Origin of the sequence: Bombella sp. ESL0380, from assembly GCF_009725805.1 — a bacterium.
GTDB lineage: Bacteria > Pseudomonadota > Alphaproteobacteria > Acetobacterales > Acetobacteraceae > Bombella > Bombella apis.
Genome location: NZ_WNIH01000002.1, coordinates 101,371 through 123,905, shown reverse-complemented (window position 1 = coordinate 123,905; position 22,535 = coordinate 101,371). Strand labels below are relative to the sequence as shown.

The 22,535-nt window shown below is 61.2% G+C and carries 18 protein-coding genes; 9 read left to right on the top strand and 9 right to left on the bottom strand.

Going from position 1 to position 22,535, the window contains the following annotated elements; all coding sequences use genetic code 11:
• Positions 1-17: 17 nt before the first annotated feature.
• The 8 genes from GM608_RS00835 to rph form a co-directional block, all read right to left on the bottom strand.
• Positions 18-2,267: a TonB-dependent receptor domain-containing protein gene (locus GM608_RS00835; protein ID WP_193699489.1), complete on the bottom strand. Its 2,250-nt coding sequence runs from the start codon at positions 2,265-2,267 to the stop codon at positions 18-20.
• Positions 2,268-2,398: 131 nt separating this feature from the next.
• A complete protein-coding gene (locus GM608_RS00830) occupies positions 2,399-3,163 on the bottom strand; it encodes a sulfite exporter TauE/SafE family protein (protein WP_043558721.1) in 765 nt (254 codons plus the stop codon).
• A 160-nt stretch (positions 3,164-3,323) separates the two neighbouring features.
• On the bottom strand, positions 3,324-5,195 hold the full coding sequence (gene cysC / locus GM608_RS00825; protein WP_043558723.1) for an adenylyl-sulfate kinase: 1,872 nt from the start codon (positions 5,193-5,195) through the stop codon (positions 3,324-3,326).
• Positions 5,196-5,208: 13 nt separating this feature from the next.
• Positions 5,209-6,003, bottom strand: a complete 795-nt coding sequence (gene cysD, locus GM608_RS00820) for a sulfate adenylyltransferase subunit CysD (protein WP_043558821.1) — start codon at positions 6,001-6,003, stop codon at positions 5,209-5,211.
• A 65-nt stretch (positions 6,004-6,068) separates the two neighbouring features.
• Entirely contained in the window at positions 6,069-6,842 is a 774-nt protein-coding gene (locus tag GM608_RS00815) for a phosphoadenylyl-sulfate reductase (RefSeq protein ID WP_081847662.1), read from the bottom strand.
• A 223-nt stretch (positions 6,843-7,065) separates the two neighbouring features.
• The gene (locus tag GM608_RS00810; RefSeq protein ID WP_333644827.1) at positions 7,066-8,685 is read right to left on the bottom strand and encodes an alginate export family protein; all 1,620 of its coding nucleotides are present in this window, start codon (positions 8,683-8,685) and stop codon (positions 7,066-7,068) included.
• Between the two features lie 271 nt (positions 8,686-8,956).
• Complete coding sequence (gene rdgB / locus GM608_RS00805) at positions 8,957-9,577, bottom strand: RdgB/HAM1 family non-canonical purine NTP pyrophosphatase (RefSeq protein WP_276825300.1); 621 nt, start codon at positions 9,575-9,577, stop codon at positions 8,957-8,959.
• Positions 9,577-10,299 carry a ribonuclease PH gene (rph, locus tag GM608_RS00800; RefSeq protein ID WP_103765752.1) on the bottom strand — a complete coding sequence of 241 codons (723 nt, stop codon included), beginning with the start codon at positions 10,297-10,299 and terminating at the stop codon, positions 9,577-9,579. The genes rdgB and rph overlap by 1 nt, the downstream gene beginning before the upstream one ends.
• Positions 10,300-10,473: 174 nt before the next feature.
• On the opposite strand from rph, the gene GM608_RS00795 reads away from it, so the two are divergent.
• From GM608_RS00795 to GM608_RS00760, 8 genes are all read left to right on the top strand, one after another.
• Positions 10,474-13,032: a penicillin-binding protein 1A gene (locus tag GM608_RS00795; protein ID WP_249079985.1), complete on the top strand. Its 2,559-nt coding sequence runs from the start codon at positions 10,474-10,476 to the stop codon at positions 13,030-13,032.
• Positions 13,033-13,071: 39 nt separating this feature from the next.
• Positions 13,072-14,203, top strand: a protein-coding gene (gene prfB, locus GM608_RS00790) for a peptide chain release factor 2 (RefSeq protein ID WP_103765750.1) whose coding sequence is annotated in 2 segments (ribosomal slippage) — positions 13,072-13,140 and positions 13,142-14,203 — 1,131 coding nt in all. Because the reading frame shifts where the segments join, the coding sequence is not laid out codon by codon here.
• Between the two features lie 601 nt (positions 14,204-14,804).
• The gene (locus tag GM608_RS00785; RefSeq protein ID WP_043558736.1) at positions 14,805-15,494 is read left to right on the top strand and encodes an energy transducer TonB; all 690 of its coding nucleotides are present in this window, start codon (positions 14,805-14,807) and stop codon (positions 15,492-15,494) included.
• Positions 15,495-15,696: 202 nt separating this feature from the next.
• Complete coding sequence (locus GM608_RS00780; protein WP_249086094.1) at positions 15,697-16,743, top strand: MotA/TolQ/ExbB proton channel family protein; 1,047 nt, start codon at positions 15,697-15,699, stop codon at positions 16,741-16,743.
• Between the two features lie 3 nt (positions 16,744-16,746).
• Positions 16,747-17,169 (top strand): biopolymer transporter ExbD, encoded by a 423-nt coding sequence (locus GM608_RS00775; RefSeq protein WP_043558738.1) that lies wholly within the window; start codon positions 16,747-16,749, stop codon positions 17,167-17,169.
• A 113-nt stretch (positions 17,170-17,282) separates the two neighbouring features.
• Positions 17,283-17,723: a biopolymer transporter ExbD gene (locus tag GM608_RS00770; protein WP_043558836.1), complete on the top strand. Its 441-nt coding sequence runs from the start codon at positions 17,283-17,285 to the stop codon at positions 17,721-17,723.
• Positions 17,724-17,726: 3 nt separating this feature from the next.
• On the top strand, positions 17,727-19,010 hold the full coding sequence (locus GM608_RS00765) for a tetratricopeptide repeat protein (RefSeq protein WP_333644826.1): 1,284 nt from the start codon (positions 17,727-17,729) through the stop codon (positions 19,008-19,010).
• A gap of 211 nt (positions 19,011-19,221) precedes the next feature.
• Positions 19,222-21,684, top strand: a complete 2,463-nt coding sequence (locus GM608_RS00760) for a mechanosensitive ion channel family protein (RefSeq protein WP_181005237.1) — start codon at positions 19,222-19,224, stop codon at positions 21,682-21,684.
• A gap of 109 nt (positions 21,685-21,793) precedes the next feature.
• Here GM608_RS00760 and GM608_RS00755 read toward each other — a convergent pair whose 3' ends face one another.
• The gene (locus GM608_RS00755) at positions 21,794-21,958 is read right to left on the bottom strand and encodes a YqaE/Pmp3 family membrane protein (RefSeq protein ID WP_333644839.1); all 165 of its coding nucleotides are present in this window, start codon (positions 21,956-21,958) and stop codon (positions 21,794-21,796) included.
• A gap of 212 nt (positions 21,959-22,170) precedes the next feature.
• On the opposite strand from GM608_RS00755, the gene GM608_RS00750 reads away from it, so the two are divergent.
• Positions 22,171-22,458: a YciI family protein gene (locus GM608_RS00750; RefSeq protein ID WP_043561763.1), complete on the top strand. Its 288-nt coding sequence runs from the start codon at positions 22,171-22,173 to the stop codon at positions 22,456-22,458.
• Positions 22,459-22,535: the final 77 nt, after the last annotated feature.

The window sequence follows — 22,535 nt, the reverse complement described above, 5'->3', positions numbered from 1 at the left end:
GTGATGATGTTCCATCGTCACAGGGACAAGGCAACGCCCCCCATCACGCTGCGCCGCAGACCATATTGCGGGGCACCAACACCGACCCCACTGCCATCACGCAACATGTATCGCCGGTCGAACAGGTTGATGACATCCAGCCGCAGCTGCATGGTGTGTCCGCCCAGCCAGGGCATATGCCGTAACGCCTGCACCAGCCCCAGATTGAAGGTGACATATTGCGGCACATGCGCCCCATTGGGGATGGTACCTTCGGCTGTTTCCCTGTCCTTCCGCAGGCCGCTGCCATAAATCATGGTGCCCGAAAACTGGAGGGGATGATTCGTCCCGTGGAAAAAAGCATAGGAGCCACCGGCAGAGGCCGTGATCAGCTGGTCATGATCCAGATGGACCCAGTGATTCCTCATGTAGTGGAGGTCGTCACTGTCAAAATTCCACTGGGCTGACGTAATCTCCTTGCCCGTGGCCCGTGACACCGCCAGATTGCCGTAGAGGGTCAGGGGGCCTGTGCTGTAATCAGTCGTCAGCTCCACACCACGGACACGGCCCCGGTGATAATTGAACGCTGTCAGAATGACAGGGGCGCCGAACTGCCCTTCATCAATCAGGTTTTTCGCCTGCTTCCAGTACGCATCCAGCCCGACATGCCAATGGCGTGTCAGCTGCTGCATGAAGCCGACATCATAATAATTGGCCCGCTCCGCCTTCACACGATCATTCTGATAGTTGGCCGGTGCGGCGGATGTCCCCTCAAAACGGTCCAGAGATGTCGTGCCAATCGTCTCGAAAGGCGGAGGTGTCAGATAACGTGCATATCCCACATGGAACCGCCCGCCATGCCATGGTGTCCAGACCAGCGACACACGGGGGCTGAGCTGGTGGGCATGAACATATTCCTCCACACCATCAAACCGTACCCCTCCATTGAAGACAAGAGACCGTGCAAGGTGCCATTCATCCTGGAGATAGACCCCGTACAAAGCACCCGTCTTGCCCGATGAATCATGCACTTTCACGGTCTGGGGGCTGACAGTCCCTTCTTCATCAACTGGGTAGACCAGTGAGCTGCTCTTGCTCACAGCACGCTCGCCATAAGCCTGCACACCTCCCCGCACGGTATGCGTGCGATTGACGTGCCATGTCACATCACTCTGCACACCGCTGGAAAACACCGACCGGGCTGCCTGCTGGGCAAGACCGTTATAGACAAGGTCCCCCACCCAGTCGGGTGAGTAGCGCATGGAACTGTACCGCAGGATGGCGGATGTCTGTGCACTGACCTTCTCATGGTCTTCCTGCCAGGAGAGGATGGCGAAATCCGTGATCTGCTGCTGGTGTTCATCCAGATGGCTGCTGTCTGGCGCATCCTCCTGCACAGGCCGATTGTCCGCCTTGAAAAGCGGCGTGGCAAACTGGTGCTGCTGGCCGGGATTGTTGGGCAGCTGGTACCAGGCATTGGAAAGCCCCGCCGTCAGGCTGAAGCGTGTTTCCGGCCGGAGAGTATACCGCAGATGCCCCAGAACATGATACTGGTTGGAGAGGTCGTGAATGGCATTGTAACTGGGGGTCGTGTTCTCGATCCCCACCCGATTGTGAACGGCATCTGCCGTGATGAAGCCATCCCACTGCCCCCAATGCCCGCCATACTGGATGGCAGGCTGCACATAGTCCCGCACGCCACCATAACCGGAGAGGGTTCCGCCTTCATCCGACACGCCGTTCTTCGTCTGGATGTCGATCACACCGGCCTGCCGGAAGCCGTACTCCGCTGGCAGGACACCGGTCGTCAGGCTCATGGAATGGGCAAAGCGGGTCATCAGAGCCTGCCCGAAAACGCTCACACCTTCCGGCAGGGCCACACCATCCAGCCGAAACTGGACATCATTATGATCTCCCCGGATGTGAATCTGCCCGTAACTGTCCTGCGCCACGCCGGGAGCCTGCAACAGGATGCTGTTCAGCGGGGCATTGTCGGCACCGGGATTGGCCTCGATGGCCTTGCGGGAAAAATTCGTCTGCGTGGCCCCGATGGCAGGCTGAAGAGCCGCACGGGCCTGATCCAGCCGCCGGGCCGTGACGTGAATATGCTCCTCCCTGCTGTCCGCCTTACGGACAGACCCATCCCCCCCATTCTGGGGCTGGTCTCCCGTGGATGTGACTGACGGCTTCCCGCCCGTCTCCACATCACCAGCCTGGGCTGCCTGAGACAGCGTGCCAGACGCCACCAGGGCCAACACCGCATAAATGGCTCCACCCCGTCCCATCATCACCATGATGTTCTCCAGTCCTCGTCATGCTGGTCTGATTGTTCATCGCAAGTTATGTTATAACATAACATATGTGAAGCCATTCTTTTCCGGTGCCCATAAAAAAGGCCGGGACATGTCCCGGCCTTTCCTCAGATCATCTTCACGCCAATCAGCAACAACAGAGTTCCCAGAATGAGCCGCTGCCAGCGTTCCGGGCATCGCCCGGCGCAGTGGGTACCAAGCCAGATGCCCGGCAGGGAGCCACTCAGCAGGAGCAGCAGGGTCGGCACCATGACGTCCCCTTCCACCCAGTGGCCTGCCCCGGCAATCAGTGTCAGGGGGATGGCATGGGCAATGTCGATGGCCACGAGTTCACGCAGGGGCAGGGTCGGATACAGCATCACCAGCACGGCCATGCCGATGGCCCCGGCCCCGACGGAGGACAGGCTGACCATGCAGCCCAGCACGAAACCCAGCACGACCGTCAGAACCCGTGACTGTACCGGTCCCCCCAGCTGATGCCGCAGCACCCACGCTTTAAGCGTCGGACGGAACAGGATGGCCGGGGCCGTCACCAGCAGGCAGATGCCCAGCGACAGGCGGATGACATGCGCCATCTCCTGCGGCGACCCCAGATGCCGCAGCCAGAGCAGAGCCACCGCCACACCGGGGAGGCTGCCTGCCATCATCCACAGCACGATGGACCAGCGTACCGGCCCGCACCGCCTGTGCAGGACTGTCCCGAACAGTTTCGTCACGGCGGCATAGACGAGGTCCGTCCCCACGGCAGCCTTGGGGTGGATCCCACACAGCAGGATGAGCAGCGGCGTCATCAGCGATCCGCCACCCACGCCTGTCATGCCGACCAGAAACCCGACCAATGCGCCGGAGATGACATAAGCCAGATGCCCCATCACCTTATCCTTCTCCCAGAACGGAAAGAGCCTTTTTCAGACAAAGCCTCCCCCACCGGCATTTTCCTGCTGGAAAAACCGGGTTCCTGTTCCATGTTCTTTCAGAAACCGGGACCCGCCGGGCCTCACCTCATGGAGGAAGGCCCGGCAGAACCGTCTGTCAGCGCACGACCTTATGAACGGCGTCCGTCAGGTGCCGTACGCTCCGGGCCACGTCACCATCACCGGGGACGACAACATCCGGCTTTTCCGGTGCTTCATAAGCCGAAGACACACCCGTAAACTCGGCAATCCGGCCTTCTTCCGCCTGAGCATACAGGCCCTTCGGGTCACGGCGGCGGCACAGTTCGGGGGCCGTATCCACAAAGACCTCGTGCCAGTCTTCCCCGATGATCGCCTTGGCCATCGCCCGGTCCCGGATGAGCGGAGAGACCAGAGCCACCAGCACGATCTGCCCGGCATCCGCCAGAATACGGGCCACATGGGCCACACGGCGGATATTCTCCCGCCGGTCTTCCGGCGAGAAGCCAAGATCGCTGCACAGGCCGGAGCGAACCGTATCGCCATCCAGCACGGTGACATGCAGCCCCTCACGGCTGAGGGCCTCCTCGGCATGGCGGGCGATGGTGCTCTTTCCGGCACCGGGCAGACCGGTCATCCAGAACACGGCCCGACCATGCCCCCGCAGACCAGCCCGGACGGCATCACTCACGCCGCTGGCTGTCGGATGGATGGCCTTGGCTCCCTCCGGCAGGGCCGCCGGACCGATCAGCGGGGCACCGCCAACGATCTTCTGATGGCGGTCCACCAGAACACCACGCCCGTCCGGCATTCCCGGCGCAAAGGGATCGAAGAGGATGTTGCGGGCCACGGCGAGGGTGATCTCGGCAAAGCCATCCGGTGGCACCTCATCCGCCGGACTCAGGCTGAGATCATCAAGGTCCACCACGGCATCAATGGAAGCCACGGTGACATCATGTTCTGCCGTGGCCAGACGCAGCCGGAAACTCTCCCCCACACGCAGCGGCTCACCACGCAGCCAGAACAGCCGTGTCCTGAGACGGGCGGCCTTCAGCGGGGCTGCGGCTTCATCACCGGCAGGGAACAGCAGGTCCCCACGATCCGGCACCAGATCAGGCTCCAGCCGCAGGGCGATGGATTCACCAGCTCCGGCCACAGGATGATGCGGAGCATGCCAGCGGCAGACCTCGGCCACGGTGGCCTCCTGCCCCTGCCCGCCAATTTCCAGCCGGTCTCCTTCCCGCACCGTGCCACGCTCGATGCGTCCCGCCACATAGCGGATGCCCTCGAAACGATACACGTCCTGCACCGGCATACGGAATGGCAGGGCATGACGGGATGCCGGAGGCTGGATAAGAGACAGGGCCTCCAGCAGGGTCGGCCCCCTGTACCAGTCGGCCTTTTCAGAACGTGTGGCGATATTGTCGCCATCCCGTGCCGAGGCCGGAATGACCTGGTTGACGTTGATCTCCAGCCGCCCCAGCAGCTGACGGATGTCACCTTCCACCTGCTTCAGTCTGGCTTCATCAAACCCGATGCTGTCGGCCTTGTTCAGCAGGACGATCACATGATTGATGCCGATGAGCCGCAGCAGCATGGCGTGGCGGCGTGTCTGCTCCCGCACACCCTCGGCGGCATCCACCACCAGCACGGCGGCCTCGGCGTCGGCAGCACCGGTAATCATGTTGCGCAGGAACTGCCGATGGCCCGGCGCATCCACGATGACGAAATCCCGGCCATCCAGCTGGAACGGAATGCGGGTGGAATCCACCGTCACACCCTGATCCCGCTCGATCTGGAGGGAATCGAGCAGGAAGCTCCACTCCACGGCCAGACCACGCTTCCGGCTGCTTTCCACGATCTGGACGAGGCGGCCATCCGGCAGGCTGTCCGTATCATACAGAAGGCGGCCAATCAGGGTGGATTTGCCGTGATCCACATGGCCCACGATCACGATCGGCGTGCTGACACCGTGACGGACCTGCGATGATGGTGAATGAGTCTGTGTCATCGAAAAAGTCCCCTCACAGATAACCGGCAACACGGAGACGCTCGAAGGCATCTTCCGATTCATGATCCATGGCACGGCCCGCACGCTCGGAGGTACGGCTTGTCTCCAGCTCGGCAATCACTTCCGCCACGGTGGAGGCATTGCTCTCGATCGGGCTGGTGATGTCCTGATCGCCCAGTGAGCGATAACGCTTGCCATCCTTTGCAAAATAGAGGTCCACGAGCGGAATCTTCTCACGCTCGATGTACCGCCAGATGTCCAGCTCCCGCCACGCCAGCAGCGGATGGACACGGACATGCATCCCCTCCTCGTAAGGCGTGGCGTACTGGTCCCAGAATTCCGGTGGCTGGTTGCGGACATCCCACTGGTGACCGGCACCACGGGGACTGAAGACACGCTCCTTGGCACGGGTGGCCTGCTCATCACGCCGGATGCCCGCAACAACACCCCGGAATTTGTGCTGGTCGATCAGGTTTGCCAGACCAGCCGTCTTGCGGGCCGCAGACCGGGCCGCCGGTGGCAGGGAGGGGTCCATGTCCTCGACCGGGGGACACTCCCCGAGAACAAGGTCCAGATTCCACTTTTTGACGTACTCATCCCGGAAGGCATACATCTCCGGAAATTTCTTGCCCGTATCCACATGCATGACAGGAAAAGGCACATGCCCCATGAAGGCCTTGCGGGCCAGCCAGACCATCACGTTGCTGTCCTTGCCCAGTGACCAGAGCAGGGCCAGGGGCTTCAGCTTGCGGTAGGCCTCCCGCAGGATGAAGATGCTCTGGGCCTCAAGCTGGTCCAGACCATCCATGATATGTGCGTCTTCCAGAGCCATGACTGCTCCCTTTCCTTCCTGATGGGCCATGCGGCCCGGTCTTATCGTGCGGGCCGCTCTGCAATCAGGGCAGCAGCTGAGATTTCTTCCACATTGGCGTCGGGCGGTGTGGAAACAGGCCGATGCAGGCCACATTCCGTCTTGGCCAGTCCGGCCCAACGTCCGGCACGGCTGTCCTCTCCCGCTCCCACGGGCCTCGTACAGGGTTCACAGCCGATGGAGCGGTAACCCTGCGCCACCAGCGGATGCGGCGGGAGGGCTTTCTCCTCCATGAAACGGGCGATCTGCGCCTCGCTCCAGCCAGCCAGAGGATTCAGCTTCACACTGCCATCCTCCTGCCGTTCCGCCACGGGCAGGGCCGCCCGGGTGGCCGCCTGCATCCGCTTGCGGCCTGTCACCCAGATGTCGAACTCCGGCAGAACCACCTCCAGCGGTTCCACCTTCCGCAGGGCGCAGCAGGCATCGGGGTCGAAAGCCACAAGCTGACCCTCCGGGTCCCGATACTCCACCTCGGCACGGGCAGGGCGCAGGGTGCGGACATCCTCCAGCCCCAGATGACGGGTCAGCTCATCCCGATAGGCCAGCGTTTCCGGGAAATGCCGCTCCGTATCGAGAAAAAAGACAGGCACGGCTCTGTCCTGTGCCGCCACCTGCGCCAGCAGCACGGCAGACTCGGCACCGAAGGAAGAAATCACCGCCACACGGCCCGGAAAACGGGCCAGAACGGAGGACAGTACACGGCCCGTTTCCTCCTCCGAGGCAGCCACGTCTTCCTGCCGGGGCAGGGCCTGGAACTCATCGTCCGATATTGCCATGTGATCTGCTCCCTTCGGAAAATACGATAAGAAAGAAACTAATTACATATTTAACGTGCTTCAATGATGATTTTTGATAAATCATCAATTTTTCAGGATATAAGAATGTCATTATGAGCTTTCCAGAGAATCAGGAAGCCTGATATCCGGCAGGAAACGGCGGAAAATCGCCTCTGAGACCGCCATTCTTTTTCACAATACAAAATCGTATTTATCAGAAGGCTCAGAAACGCAGCGTGAGGGTCGAGAGCATGTAGGTCCCGTTCTTCCCCCCGGCCTGCCTCATGCGATGTGTCAGCAGAATCGCTCCCCCATCAATCTGCCAGTTGACGTGCTGCTGAAGCTGGAACTGCACCTGCCCCTGCGGCTGCAACCCCACGGCCCGCCCGGCCTGCCGCAGCTTCGGCCCTGAAAGGAAAGAAAAGGGCGATGATGAATTATACAGCCCGTCATTCATGCTCTCCCTCCAGAGGTAAGGCACCCGGATACGGATGTTCATGAAAGGCCGGGGTGCGATGCTGGCCAGCGGGCCGGCACTCACGATGTTGGCCCTCGCAATGGTGCGTGTCAGGTCGAACGTTCCATTACGGGGTGAGAACGGGGCCGAGAACGTGCCCACGGTTCCCTCTTTCCGGCGATTGTCTCCTCCGCTGTAAGCCTCCGCCTGCACGCCCAGAAAGGGATGCAGAAAGGATGAGGAATGACGCCAGCCCAGCACGCCCCGCACGGCCCAGGCACTCACGGGACGGCTGGCAATGGATGACGTGCCGGGATGGAACCGTCCCCCCTGATACACGCCCCCCAGCTCATACTCGAAGGACGGTGCCGAACCATACCAGCGGAAGCCACCATTCTGTCGTGTCTGCGTTCCCGCCTCCGACCCTTTGTAACGGGCCACGGCTGCCGTTTTCCCCTCATCACGGAAACCCATCCAGAAAAGGTCCAGAAAGGAATGGACCTGCTCCCCCCCAATGGCAAAGGGCCGCAGGGCGATCCCGACATTCCCCCCATAAAGGCGGGTGCCATCATCAAACCCGCCCCCCATGATGGTATCCCTCGTCACCTGTGTAGCGACAAAATTGTAAAGGTCCAGCCTGATCCGGTTCCACAGCGCATAGCCACGGACACCATTCCACGAAAGCGGGACGTTGGGAGTTTCCCGCATGTAGACGAGCCATGAAGGGGCATCGAGAAACTGCTGCCGCCCGACCATCACGCCGGTCTTTGCACCGAACAGTTTACGCTCATACCCGACAAAGAGCTGCTGCACTCCCAGCCTGCGCCGCCATGTCGCATTATAGCCGTAATAGTTCCATCCGGCCGCCTCACCATTGTTCAGCTGCCCGAATATCCGCCAGTGCGGGCCAAGATGAAGGTCCGCCCCCAGCAGGTTGCGTACCGTGAACCGGCCGGAATGACGCCTGTTCACCGTCCCCAGCATGGGGTTCGACTCATACCAGTTGCGTATCCGGGATTCACCGGAAAGCGACAGCCAGATGCTGCCCGACTCATTGAGGCGGATGGCCTTCAGGGGATCAAGAAAATCCGTGTAATTCCTGGGGTCCTTCTTGCTGCTCCAGTCCTCGGCCCAGGGGGCGACCCCGTAGACACCAACCGGCCCGAACCCGGCAAATTCACCATTCCCCCAGTTGAAGGCTCCCCAGTCTCCCTGATGCCGCTTGCGGGACCGGTTCTCCTCCAGCGTGACACGGCGTGGCTGGCCGATCACCCCGGCTCCCGGCATGGTCTCCACGGCAGGGGGAACCTTTTCAGTAACCTGCGCTTCCGCCTGTCCCAGCCCTGCAGCAACGGACAGTACGGCAAGAACTACCGGGGACCGCAAAAACCTGCCCGTCCGCCCCAACAGGCTGACACACCTCAGAGACAGGTCCGGTCTTTCCTGCATCGTCACTCGCCACGATGGCCTGCCTGTCTGCATGAGCGGCTCACTTATTACTTTAAATAATAGTTATTTTTATTAAATATCATTTTATTACCTATGTGAAGACGTGAATTAACTTTTCTCTCATCCATCACGTTTCCCATGGCCAAAAAAAAGATGGGCACAGCCACCAATGGTACCGTACCCATCCCCTACACAGCCACTATTACAGTCAGGCTACGCACTCTTTCAGAAACTGCTGCATCGCCTGCCCACGATGGCTGAAGCGGTTTTTCTCCGTTTCGGCCATCTCGGCAAACGTGCGGCTTTCTCCTTCAGGAATGAAGATGGGGTCATAACCATGCCCATGCGTCCCTCTCGGTGGCCATGAGACCTGCCCCCGACACTCACCCCGTACGAAGCGATGCGTCCCATCCGGCCATGCCAGACACAGCACCACCACAAACGACGCTGCCTTGTCAGCCGACCCGCTGGCCTGCATCTCCTCATGCACACGGTTCATCGCCAGTGTCATGTCCCGCTGCGGGCCTGCCCAGCGGGCAGAATAGACGCCCGGTCTGCCATCCAATGCCGCCACGCAGAAGCCGGAATCATCGGCCAGTGCCGGCAGGCCCGTTGCCCTGGCAGCGGCTTCCGCCTTGATGAGCGCATTGCCCTCAAAGTCGGCAGCCGTCTCTTCAGGCTCTGGCAGGTTCAGTTCGGCAGCCGAGCGGACCGTGATGCCGCTCTCTGCCAGCAGGAGAGAAAATTCCCGCAGCTTGCCTTCATTGTGACTTGCCAGAACAATCTCGCTGCCACGCTCCAGACGGCGGCCAGAATCCTGCCCGCTCATCATGCACTTTCCTTCCTGCGGGCCAGAGCCTCTTTCTGTACGGCGAACAGCTCCTTTGCACCTTTCTGGGCCAGACCAAACAGAATCTGGAATTCTTCAGGCCGGAAGGGGCGCTCTTCTGCCGTACCCTGAATTTCCACGATGCCGCCATCAGCGGTCAGAACGAAATTGGTATCAGCCTGTGCCGTGCTGTCTTCCGCATAATCAAGGTCCAGCACCGGCCCGGCATCCGTCAGCCCGCAGGACACGGCAGCCACCTGCCCCGTCAGCGCCTTCGACTTGCCCATGCCTTCCAGAGCGATGGCCAGAGCCACCCACGCCCCGGTAATGGAGGCACAGCGTGTGCCGCCATCGGCGTTCAGCACGTCACAGTCCAGCGTGATCATGCACTCGCCCAGAGCCTTGAGGTCCACACAGGCCCGCAGGGAACGGCCGATGAGACGCTGGATCTCCTGCGTGCGGCCGGACTGCTTGCCACGGGCGGCCTCGCGGGAACCACGGGTGTGGGTGGCACGGGGCAGCATCCCATATTCCGCCGTGACCCAGCCCTGGCCCTGGCCCCGCAGGAACGGCGGGACCCGTGTCTCGACGGAAGCGGTGCAGAGCACCTCCGTCCCGCCGACACGGATCAGGGCGGACCCTTCCGCATGAGTGGAAAAACCGGTCTCGATGGTAACCGGGCGAAGGGCGTCGTCAGTACGGCCGGAGGGACGTTCGAACATGAAACAGCTTCCTCGAATCTCTTCAGAAAATCCACATGGGCGGGACTGGACCAGCCACCCCATGACAGGACACCACCATAGGCAGCCCCCGTCCCCTCGGCCATACCCACCCATAAAAAACAGGCAACACTCTGCTTCTTCCCGTTCTTTTGCAGGCCATGTTATAGGGAGGGCATGAAGCGTTCCCCCATGCTGCCAGACAGCCCGCCCTCACCATCCCAGAAGCCCCGTTTCCGCCGCTGGCGGTTTCTGCTGGGGGCTGCCCTTGGCATCGGTACGTTTGGCGTTTCTGCCGTCATTCTCACAGGGGTGGGACTGTATGCCCATCTCAGCGCCAATCTGCCCAGCGTGGACGCTCTCCAGCATTACAAGCCGCCCGTGGTCAGCCGGCTGTACACGGCCGATGACCAGCTCATGGCAGAACTGTCCCACGAGCGGCGCATCTATGTGCCCATCCGGGCCATTCCCCCGCTCGTCCGCAATGCCTTCATTGCGGCGGAGGACCAGAATTTCTATTCCCATGGCGGCGTGGACCCGCTGGCCATGCTGCGGGCGGGCGTGACGGACATCGTCAGCATCCTCACCCATCAGGGCAAACGGCCTCTGGGGGCCTCGACCATCACCCAGCAGGTGGCCAAGGTCATGCTGCTGAACAACAACAGCCTGACCATCGAACGGAAGGTGCGGGAAGCCCTGCTCGCCATGCGGATCGAGCACACGCTTTCCAAGGACCGGATTCTGGAAATCTACCTGAACGGCATCTATCTGGGGAACGGAGCCTACGGGGTCGAGGCGGCGGCGCAGACCTACTTCAACAAGACGCTGGACCAGCTGAGCGATGCCGAGGCGGCGATGCTCGCCAGCATGCCCAAATCCCCCAGCAACTATAATCCGTTCCTCCACCCCAAAGCGGCCATGTGGCGGCGCAACTGGGTGCTGGACCGGATGGGCGAAACCCACGCCATCCCTGCCGATGAAGCCCAGCAGGCCAAGCAGGACCCGCTCGTGCCGCAAGGGCAGGTGCGCTTCGGTCCGCTTGCAGGGTCCGAATGGTTCGCTGCGGAAGTCCGCCGCCAGCTGACATCCCTCTATAATGAGGAACAGACAACGGAAGGCGGGCTGGACGTCCATACCAGCCTCGACCCGCACCTCCAGCAGGTCAGCACGAAACTGCTGCGGGAAGGGCTGATGGCCTATGCCCGCACCCATGAGGGCTGGCACGGGGCTGTCGGCCATCTGGACAGTGACGCCATGGCAGACTGGCAGGGCAGCATGGCCCGGCAGAAAAATCCGGCTGGCATGCTGTCCACATGGCGTCTGGCCGTCGTCCTCTCCACAACACCAGCACCCCGTGTCGGCTGGGTGAAGGCGCATGAGGCCCACACTGCCACGCTTCGCAAGACAGACGAAACATGGAGCCGCCGCACCCATCCGCTTCAGACGGGTGACCTCGTGATGATCGAGCCGCAGGATGACGGCTCCGCTGCCCTGGAGCAGATTCCGCAGGTGGAAGGGGCGACCGTTACGCTGGATGCCCATACGGGGCGTGTCCTGGCCCTCGTGGGGGGCTGGTCCTTCCAGCAGAGCCAGTTCAACCGTGTCACGCAGGCGCAGCGCCAGCCGGGGTCTTCTTTCAAGCCGCTGGTCTATCTGGCAGCGATGGAACGGGACATTTCCCCCTCCGAAACATTCGATGATTCTCCCATCAGTTTCGGAGACTGGAAGCCGCAGAATTACGAACACGACAACTGGGGCCCCACCACCCTGCATGATGCCCTGCGGGAAAGCCGCAACCTCGTGACCATCCGTGTGGCGGCCCATCTGGGCATGAAGGCCGTCAGCGACATGGCCGTACGGTCCGGCATGGTGGACAACATGCCACCCTACCTGCCCGCTGCCCTCGGAGCCGTGGAGACCACCGTCCTGCGGGAGGCCGGGGCCTATGCGGCCATCGCCAATGGTGGCCACAGCATCACCCCCAGCCTGATCGACTACATCCAGAATCCTGATGGCACCATCATCTGGCGCAACCAGGCCAACCGGCGTACCGTGACAACAGAAAACGGGATGCCCGTCATCCATGATGGCCGTCCGGTCCTGGCCTCGCCGCAGAGTGCCTTCCAGATCACCACCATGATGCGGGATGTCATCGCCCGGGGCACGGGCGTACGGGCTGGCGTGGGAATCGACCGCCCCATCGCCGGGAAGACCGGTACCAGTCAGGACTATCATGATGCCTGGTTCGCCGGGTTCTCTCCCGACACCGTCACCGTGGTGTGGATCGGCTATGATGCGCCCCGCAGCCTGGGCAAGAATGAAACAGGCGGCCATCTGGCCGGGCCGATCTGGAACGGCATCATGAAGGCCGTCTTCGCCACCCGGCCCCGGCTGGAGTTCCCCGCACCGGACGGCATCACGCTGGCGGAATATGATACAGGGCGCATCCGTGCCACGGATGCCTTCAAACCGAACCAGATTCCGGGAGCCTCCGTGCCGCTGCATGGTTTCGGAGCCGGAACACAGGCCCTTACCGCTGCTGACACCGGTGCGGACATGATTCCTGATTCCGAGACGGACATGCCCAGCTCCAGCCCGTCCAGCAGTGGTACCATCACCGACCCGCTGGATGGAACCATGCCCTCACATGCCCCTGCTTCCCTGCCTGCGGCACCGCCCCAGGAGAAAGCAAACCCGGCAGAGGGAGGTGACATTGGCGTCGGTGGTCTATACTAAGGCAGCAACATCAACCTGAAGAAAGCAGGAGAACGCCTGATGTCGGCTGAGACCGAAGCCCTCTCCGAACAGATCAAGCAGTCGGTGGCACTGCTGAGGAGGCATCTTTGACTGGGATGTCGCCAAAACACGCCTTGCCGAACTGAACCATCTCTCTGAAGACCCGGACCTCTGGAACAACCCGGACGCCGCCCAGAAACTGATGCGTGAGCGCACGATGCTCGCCAACCAGATCGAAGGGGTCGAGGCTCTGGAGGCCGACGTGCAGGACACGCTGGACCTTGTCGAGCTGGCCGAGATGGAAAATGACGACACCGTGGTGCAGGAAGGCCTCGCCACCCTGCGCAGCCTCGCCGCCCAGGCCCAGCAGCGTGAGACGGAAAGCCTCCTCTCCGGTGAAGCCGATAGCAATGACTGCTATCTTGAGGTCAATGCCGGTGCTGGCGGTACGGAAGCGCAGGACTGGGCCGAGATGCTGCTGCGGATGTATACCCGCTGGTCCGAAAAGCATGGCTACAAGGTCTCTCTGATGGAAAGCAGTGAAGGGGAACAGGCCGGGCTGAAATCCGCCACGATCCTCGTCAGCGGTCCCAATGCCTATGGCTGGCTGAAGACGGAAGCCGGGGTGCATCGCCTCGTGCGCATCTCCCCCTTCGACTCCGCTGCACGGCGGCAGACCTCCTTTGCCTCCATCTACATCTCACCTGTTGTGGATGATTCCATCGAAATCGAGATCATCGATTCCGACCTGCGTGTGGATACGTTCCGGGCCTCCGGGGCTGGTGGGCAGCACGTCAACAAGACGGACTCCGCCATCCGCATCACCCACATCCCGACAGGTATCGTCGTGGCCTGCCAGACGGACCGGTCCCAGCACCGCAACCGGGCTACGGCCATGGAAATGCTGAAGGCCCGCCTCTATGAGGCCGAACTTCAGAAGCGGGAGGCCGAGGCCTCCGCCGCCGAGGCCGCCAAGACGGACATCGGCTGGGGGCACCAGATACGGTCCTACGTTCTGGCGCCGTATCAGCTCGTCAAGGACCTGCGGACCAACATCGAGAAGGGCAACCCTGATGCTGTTCTCGATGGCGATCTGGATGAGTTCATGGCAGCATCTCTGGCCCAGCGTGTGAGCGCCACACGCTCCGAGGCCAGCGCCACGGCACAGTAAACCCGTCTGACACAGGGGCACTCACCCGGAGCAGACCGTAAAAGAGGGGGCATGACATTCTGGTTCATGTCCCCTCTCTTAATGGTAGCTTTTTCCGCCAATAAAACGATTAAATATCGTATTTAATGTCAATCATCAAAAAAAATCTGTTTTTTTCATAAGAAGGACCAACCAAAACAATTCACAGGCCGGGCATCATCCCAGCCACGAAAAACCTTTCAAAATCGTCCATAAACTGCCGTTTTTCCGGTTTCCTCAAAAAATATCCACAGATATGCCCCTGTTTATGCACAGGCGATCCTGCGAAAGAGTCGCATGAGAGCCCTTGCATCAAAGGGGCGGCTTGGGCCATTGGTAAAGGAACCGATACGGGAACGTTCCCGTGCTGCTTTGCTGTCTCCCCTTACCGGGCAGGGCCTGACCGCCAGGGACGAAGAGAAGGAATCGGCATGGGGCCGTGCCCGTGATGCGGCACAAGGTTTTTCCCCTCCCCCGTACGGGTACGTCCCGTCTTGTGAGGGTACCAGTCATGCTGGCAGGCCTGCCCTGCCGGGAAGAAGCGCCGGACCTGCGGCGTGGAAAAGGGTAAGAAGGTTTTGGAATGAGAAGCTATGCCGCCCAGCAACGCAAACCGACGGATTACATCGTCGCTGTTGTCGTGGCTTTTCTGGCCATCGGGCTGGTGGTCTATGCCTTGACACTTACCAGGATGGAAAAGCAGGAACCCTCGCATCCTCCCATCCAGACACGTGTCATTGCGGAGGCTCCCCCACCACCGCCGCCTCCACCACCACCGCAGCCGGTGATGGTGCAACCGCCGCCACCTTATATCCCCCCTCCCAAGATCAGGGTGGCACCCCCCCCCAAACCGCCGATCCAGCACAGCCACCAGAAGGCCCCCAAACCGAAGGCGGCGGCACCCCAGCCTGCACCATCGGCCCCGGCCCAGTCTTCAGCAGCGGCACCGTCGGCAAGCTCCAGCAACAGCTCGTCTGAAAGTGACCATTCCGCTGGTGCCATGCCCATCAACAATGTGCGGCCGGAATATCCAGAGGAAGCGCAGGAGGAAAGCCGTGAAGGCTCCGTGACGGCCTCCTGCGACATCCTCACCAACGGCAAACCGGCCAACTGCAAGCTGCTGAGCGTCAAGGGCGGGCACGATTTTGCCGAAAGTGCGCTGGACTTCCTCGAGCGTTCACCAGTCCGCTACCAGCCAGCCGTGGTGGGTGGGCAGCCAGTCGTGGAACACAACCACGTCCTGCATGTGGACTTTACCCTTGGTGATGAATGAAGCCATTCTGAGCCAGCACAGACCAGCATGAAGCTGCCCTGCCCCAAACGGGCCACCCCTGCGGGGGCAGGGTAGCAGACGTTTTCACATTGTCCCGACCTGCCATGGATGGCAGGAATGACAGGGAGACCGATACGGGAGGTTTCTCCCACCGGTGCAGCACCTCCAGACTGGTGCTTTTTTAGACAAGGATATGGGATTCATGACCAGACTGTTCCGCCTCCCCGTAACTGTTGCTGCGCCCCGGGCGCACGCTGTCTATGGCACGGCCCTGGCCCTGACTCTGGCTGCCATGCCGCTGGCCTCCACCGCTTTTGCGCAGGACGCTGCCCCGGCCGCTCCGCCCGCCGGGACCACGATGGCAGCCCAGCCTCCCGCAGGCACCACACCCGCAGTTCCCCCCGCCGGGGCTGCACCGGCCACGGCACCAGCAGGGGCCACACCCGCTGCTCCGCCAGCTGGTGCTGAAAGCGGCACCCCGGTCACCGCTACGCCGGTCAGTGAAAAACCGACCGAGGAAGCACCGAAGGAAAACCCCTACGGGCTGGGTGCACTCTGGAAAAACGGTGACATCATCGCCCGTGGCGTCCTGCTCATCATGGCCATCATGTCTCTGGGGACATGGATCATCATGATCAGCAAATTCCTTGAACAATCCCGCCTCTTCCGGGCCTCCAGGGCCGTCAACCAGACCTTCTGGACACAGAAGACCATCCAGGAAGGGGCACAGACACTGAAGGCGGATTCCCCCTTCCGCTACATTGCCGAGACCGGCATCGTGGCAGCACGCCATCATGAAGGCTCCATGCGGGATTCCATCGACCTCCAGTCATGGACGAGCATGTCCATCCAACGGGCGCTGGAGACCATCAACACACGTCTTCAGGGCGGGCTGGCCTTCCTTGGTACGGTCGGCTCCACCTCCCCCTTCATCGGGCTGTTCGGTACGGTCTGGGGTATCTATCATGCCCTGACAGCCATTGGCATTGCCGGCCAGGCCTCCATCGACAAGGTGGCCGGTCCTGTCGGTGAATCCCTGATCATGACAGCCATCGGTCTGGCCACGGCCGTGCCGGCCGTGCTGGGCTACAACCTGCTCGTCCGTCGCAACAAGGGTGCGATGGACCGTGTCCGCAACTTCGGGTCCGACCTTCATTCCGTCCTGATCGGCGGTTACCGTCATGACGCCGTGTTCAACAGCACGAAGGATAACAGCCCGACCACGACAACCACGAACGAGCGGATCTGAACCATGGCATTCAACACCGGAGACATGGGTGATGATGGCGAGGTGGTATCAGCCATCAACACGACACCGCTGGTTGACGTCATGCTGGTGCTGCTCATCATCTTCCTCATCACCATCCCGGTGGCCACGCACACCGTAAAGGTCAAGCTGCCGGTAGACCGCAACCAGCCAACCCAGACCAAGCCTGGCAACATCGTGCTGGCTGTCACGGCGGATGGGCAGACCTACTGGAACACACAGCCCATCGGGGACCACAAGGTGCTTGTCAGCCGTCTCATGGAAGCAGCACGCCAGCAGCCCCAGCCGCAGATACAGATCCGCGGGGACGGTTCGGCCCAGTACATGCCCATTGGCAAGATCGTGGCGGCCTGCCAGGAGGCAGGCATCCAGCACGTTGACTTCATCACAGAGCAGCCGCACGACTGACCTGTGGTCTTTCCGGCCCCTGCCCTGCCGGGTGGGGGCCCTTCCTGCCGGTTCTCCCCGGCCCGGTTCACCGGGGCATGACGCCCGAGGCAGACAGTTTTTGGAGATTCCTCATGGCCATGAACGTTGGTACGGGCAGCACTCATGAAGATGAAGCCATTGTCGACATCAACACGACACCGTTGATCGACGTGATGCTGGTGCTGCTCATCATGCTCATCATCACCATCCCGCTTCAGACCCATTCCGTAGCGATCGACCTCCCCCAGGGCGATCCACCACCCTCTGCAATACAGCCACAGGTTGCAACAATTGGCATCAGCTATGACAATACGCTGAGCTGGAATGACACGCCCATCACCTCGGAGGAGGACCTTCAGGCCCATCTGAACGGGGCCGTCCATCCCGTGACAGGTGAGCAGCCGGAGATCCATATCCGTCCCGACCGTCTTGCCACCTACAAGACCGTGGCCCATGTGATGGCGGACGCCCAGCGCCTTGGCGTGACGAAGCTGGGCATTGTTGGTCTGGACCAGTTTGTGGAAGGACAGTAACCCATGAGCCTGCCAAACCCGAAACACCCGCACGGCTGGCTGCTGGCTGGCATGTTTGGCCTGTCTGCCCTCTCCTGCCTGTCCCCCATCTCCGGGCAGGCTCCCACCCGCCTGCTCATCGGGGCAGCGCAGGCAGAGGATGAGCTGGGCCGGGAGGTCGGCACGCAGCTCCAGAATGCACAGTCGGCTCTGTCCAGCCATCAGCCAGCCAAAGCCCTGGAGTTCGTCAATGCTGCTGATGCCGTGGCAGGAAAGAGCGACTATGAAAGCTACGTCATCGCTCAGATGCGGGCAGCGGCGGCCAGCCAGGCGGGCAATGTCTCTGTCGCACTGAAGGCCTATGAAACCCTCATCAGGAACAGCCGCACCACTCCGGCCGCACGGCAGCAGATGCTCATGGCGCAGGCCAGTCTGGCCTATGGAGCCCGTGACTATGCCAGTGCCGCCAACGCAGCCAGCCGTTATCTGAAGGAAGTCGGCCCGAACCAGCAGATGCAGACCCTTCTCCTCCAGTGCCACTATCTCCAGCAGGACTGGAAAGGCACGGTGGAGGCAGGCCGGGCCATGCTGGCCGCCGACCGGAAGGCTGGACAGATTCCGGCGGAAAACCAGCTCCAGATGCTCGCCGCCGCTTACGACCAGCTGCATGACACGGCGGGCAAGACAGGCATCTATGTCAAACTGGTGAAATATCATGCCCGACCCCAGTACTGGCAGATGCTGATCCATGACCTGACAACCGACCATTCCCTCACGCCACGCATGGTCTTCAATCTCCAGCGTCTGCGCCTGGCCACTGGCCTGCTGACCAGCCCGGCCGAGTTTCAGGACATGGCAGAGCGGGCCGTGCAGATGGAGCTGCCCCAGCTGGCCCTGAACCTTCTGGATGAAGGCTATGCCCGCCACCTGCTGGGAACTGGCACCGGGGCAGAAGCCCAGGCGCATTTCCGGGCTTTCGTGGCTCAACGTGCCGCAGAAGCCCGCACCAGCCTCCCCGCCATGGTAGAAAAAGCCAAAACCTCCACCGAGGCGGGCCCCTCCCTGACAGCCGGATACAACCTTGTCCTCAACGGACAGGTGGATCAGGGTCTGGCCCTCATGCAGCAGGGACTGGGGAAACAGCCCCACCAGCCGGACCTCGCCCGCCTCTCCCTGGGCATGGCCATGATGGACGCCGGACGCCGGACAGAAGCCCTCCAGCTCTTCAGCAGCATGGATGGCGAGGGGACTGCCAACAATCTGGCCCAGCTATGGGCCGTTCAGCTCTCCGCACGTCCATCCCACTGAAAAACGGGCCATAAGGCCTTGCATACTCCGCCATTCCATCTCCGATACCGGGACGGGATGGCGGCACCCCTCCTGCCTGAAACAGGGGATTTCAGAAAATTAATCCTCCTTTCACCAGAGCGTGCCTTAAAATCCTGACACTGTTCTGCGAAAACGGCCCGGACAGAAGGCATGCTGCCGCCTCACACCAAAAAAGGAGATGCGTATCTACATGACTGACAGAATACCGCACCCCAACACGGGGGCCGCTCCGTACCGGCATTTTACCGGTCTGTTCGTACGCAGCCTGTTGCCAGCCCTGCTGGTGGCCTGTCTGGCCCTGTTCGGGTCCCTGCCCGCCCGGGCACTGGCCGCAGACGCCCCGGCACCAGCCACCACGACAGGTCTCTCCGCTGACCAGGCCCGCCAGCTCATTTCTGTCCTGAGCGATGATGCCCAGCGTCAGAAATTCCTGACGACCCTCCAGAACCTGACCCAGGCCGAGCCACAGGCGAAACATGCCTCCGTCATTGATCTGGCCCGGGAAAACATTGCCCTTTTCGGTGACCGTGCCCTCCAGCAGCTGCACATCCTGCATCAGAGCATCATCGATTTCGGCGCCATTGCCCCGTGGGTTCAGGCCCTTGTGCATGACCCGGCCCTACAGGCCCGTGTCGGCCACATCGCCCTGCGTGTGGTCATCATGCTGGTGTGCAGCTACCTGCTTTTCTTCGGCGTGCGCATCATCCTGCGCCCTCTCTACCGGCGCATCAGCAGCATGGCGAAAAAGCACGACCACATGGTTTTCCAGCAGGAAGCTGAAAAACTGCACAAGACCCGTGCCGAAGCAACGGAAGCCGCCACGGATACAGCCCGCACGGCAGCCACCCATAATGAGCAGACCAAAGAGGAGGCCGCCGCCACCCAGGCCAGCCTTGAGGACAGTCTCCGCCATCAGGGGGCACTGACACAGCTCATGCTCTGCCTGCGCCGCGCTCCCTATACGCTGGCCTGCGCCCTGCTGGAGCTGATCACCATCTGCACCTTTCCCCTGATCGCCCTGCTGATGGGCGTGCTGGACCCTGCACCTTCCACCGAAGCGGCCCATGCAATCTGGAGCATCTCCTGGCTGATCGGCATCGGGCTGGGCGTGTGGACCCTGGTCCTGCGCATCTTCCTCGCCCCACAGACCCCATGGCTGCGGCTGAGCATCCTGCGGGACAGTTCCTCAACCTTCATCTTCCGCTATTTCCGCCAGATTGGTGTCATTCTGGCCTGGGGCTTCTCACTGCTGGCCATGCTGCACGCCATGGCCATGCCTATGGCTGTTTCCAGCGGTCTCCAGAAGCTCCTGCTGCTGGCCGTCCACCTCTTCCTCGCCGTCATGATCATCCGCTCCCGCAAGCGGGTGCAGCATGCCTGCCAGCATATCGGTGCAGCCAACCGCCGCCTCCAGTCCATCATGGCGCTGGTCTCCGGCAGCTGGTGGATTGTGGCCCTGTTCTTCGACTTCGCCCTGTGGCTTGTCTGGGCAGCCGACATTGATGGCGGATACCAGCTCATCCTCCAGATATTCGTCCGTACCCTGGTGGCGCTGGTAGCTGTCCGCATTGTCAGCATTCTGGCCTATGGCGGACTGGAGCGCTTCATGCGGGCACTGGACAGCTGGAATCTCAATGAAGAAACGCTGTTCCGCATCCGCCGTTACTACCCAGCTGCCACGACGGTCATCCGTCTCGTCATGGCCGTCCTGACCATTCTGGCCCTTGCTCTGGCGTGGGGCGCTCCGGTTTACATCCTGCTCGGCCATGACACGCTTGGTCCCCGCATCTTCCAGGCAGCCTTGACCATTCTGGTGGCTCTGGTCATCGGGATTCTGGCTTGGGAGGTCGCCAATGTGACCATCGAGCATCATATCCGCCGTCTGGGCGAACAGGACAGCCGGGATGTGCAGATCCGCATTGCCCGCCTGCAGACACTGACACCGATGTTCCGCATCCTGTTCCTGCTGGTTCTGGCTGTCATCATCGGGCTGACGGTCCTCTCCCAGCTTGGAATTGATACAGGCCCGCTCATCGCCAGTGCTTCCATCTTTGGTGTGGCGCTGGGTTTCGGCTCCCAGAAGCTGGTGCAGGACTTCATCAGCGGAATTTTCCTCCTGCTGGAAAATGCCCTGACTGTCGGCGACTCCGTAACGCTGAACGGCACCTATGGCGTGATCGAACGGCTCTCCCTGCGCTCCGTTCATGTCCGGGCTAATGACGGATCAATGAACATTTTCTCGTTCAGCTCGCTCAGCCAGGTGACCAACTACAACCGTGACTTCTCCCGTGCGATGATTCTCGCCACGGTGGACATCGACAGCGATACGGACCAGGTCGCTGCCATCCTTGTGGAAATTGGCAAGGAAATGCGGAATGAAGAGGCCTACAGAGACCTCATCCTGGCAGATTTCGACCTTTGGGGCGTGTCTGCCATCGGCACATCCTCCGTCTCCGTGAAGGGTGTCTATCCCACCACGAATGCCGGACGCTGGACGGTGGAATGGGAATTCAACCGCCGCATGAAAAAACGGTTCGAACAGGCGGGCATCCAGTATCCCCGTGATGTGGTGGACATCCAGGGCCCGGCGCTGGAGCATTTCATCAACAGCAGGGGCGTGCCCGATACAACCACCGGGCAGAACAAGGCCTGACCGGCCTCTGCCCTTCCCCCCCCCCTTCCGCCATGACAGGCAAGGGGGGCTGATACAGAAAAGCCCCTGCCTTTACGGACAGGGGCTTTTTTCCGGCCAGACTGAAAGCTCAGCGAGCCTCATCATAGGAACGCAGAGCCAGAAGCGCCCAGATGGCTGCCGGAATCCAACCCAGAATGGTGATCTGCAACACCAGGCAGATGATTCCTGCAATCGGACGGCCAATGGTAAAGAACGTCAGCCAGGGGATGAAAAAGGCGATCAGAATACGAATCATGATTATTCCTCCATGCAATACGGGCATGACTGCAAAAATAGTGGGTTCCCAGTACGGAAAACCATCTCCTTCATCCTTAAAAAAAATGCCATTATTATGAAAGTGTTATTCTGTCCGCTGGAATGACACTGCCAGAAAACCGGAACTTCCACCCGCCCCGGGGGCTCCTCTCCCCCAAAACGGCACCATGAATCAGAAGAGTGTCTGCCATGATCATCGCCTCAGTGTCCTATCTCGCCTCCCCGGATGAGGTTCAGGCCCAACGCCCTGCACACCGTGCCTTCCTTGCAACGCTTTTCGAGCGGCGCATCCTGCTGGCATCCGGCCCCAAACTATCGGGGGATGGGGGCATTCTCATTGTCCGGGATGGGATCACCAGAGAGGAAATTGAAACCCTTCTGGCGGAAGACCCTTTCATCACCTCTGGCGTGGGGCAATACGACTTCACCGAGTTCAGAACGGCGCAACTTGCCCCCGAACTGACAGAGACCCGCTGACCATGAGCCCGGCAGGCCACGCCACAAGGAGCATGGCCTGCCAGATGACGTCTCCGTTATCCAAAGATGATCGCAGC

Excerpts from the sequence above, each read along its gene's own strand:
- GM608_RS00775 (WP_043558738.1), top strand. The coding sequence starts at position 16,747 with ATGGCATTCAACACCGGAGACATGGGTGATGATGGCGAGGTGGTATCA.
- GM608_RS00830 (WP_043558721.1), bottom strand. The coding sequence starts at position 3,163 with ATGGGGCATCTGGCTTATGTCATCTCCGGCGCATTGGTCGGGTTTCTG.
- GM608_RS00770 (WP_043558836.1), top strand. The coding sequence starts at position 17,283 with ATGGCCATGAACGTTGGTACGGGCAGCACTCATGAAGATGAAGCCATT.
- cysD (WP_043558821.1), bottom strand. The coding sequence starts at position 6,003 with ATGGATGGTCTGGACCAGCTTGAGGCCCAGAGCATCTTCATCCTGCGG.
- GM608_RS00765 (WP_333644826.1), top strand. The coding sequence starts at position 17,727 with ATGAGCCTGCCAAACCCGAAACACCCGCACGGCTGGCTGCTGGCTGGC.
- GM608_RS00815 (WP_081847662.1), bottom strand. The coding sequence starts at position 6,842 with ATGGCAATATCGGACGATGAGTTCCAGGCCCTGCCCCGGCAGGAAGAC.
- rph (WP_103765752.1), bottom strand. The coding sequence starts at position 10,299 with ATGTTCGAACGTCCCTCCGGCCGTACTGACGACGCCCTTCGCCCGGTT.
- cysC (WP_043558723.1), bottom strand. The coding sequence starts at position 5,195 with ATGACACAGACTCATTCACCATCATCGCAGGTCCGTCACGGTGTCAGC.
- GM608_RS00760 (WP_181005237.1), top strand. The coding sequence starts at position 19,222 with ATGACTGACAGAATACCGCACCCCAACACGGGGGCCGCTCCGTACCGG.
- rdgB (WP_276825300.1), bottom strand. The coding sequence starts at position 9,577 with ATGAGCGGGCAGGATTCTGGCCGCCGTCTGGAGCGTGGCAGCGAGATT.
- GM608_RS00795 (WP_249079985.1), top strand. The coding sequence starts at position 10,474 with ATGAAGCGTTCCCCCATGCTGCCAGACAGCCCGCCCTCACCATCCCAG.
- GM608_RS00780 (WP_249086094.1), top strand. The coding sequence starts at position 15,697 with ATGACCAGACTGTTCCGCCTCCCCGTAACTGTTGCTGCGCCCCGGGCG.
- GM608_RS00785 (WP_043558736.1), top strand. The coding sequence starts at position 14,805 with ATGAGAAGCTATGCCGCCCAGCAACGCAAACCGACGGATTACATCGTC.
- GM608_RS00835 (WP_193699489.1), bottom strand. The coding sequence starts at position 2,267 with ATGATGGGACGGGGTGGAGCCATTTATGCGGTGTTGGCCCTGGTGGCG.
- GM608_RS00750 (WP_043561763.1), top strand. The coding sequence starts at position 22,171 with ATGATCATCGCCTCAGTGTCCTATCTCGCCTCCCCGGATGAGGTTCAG.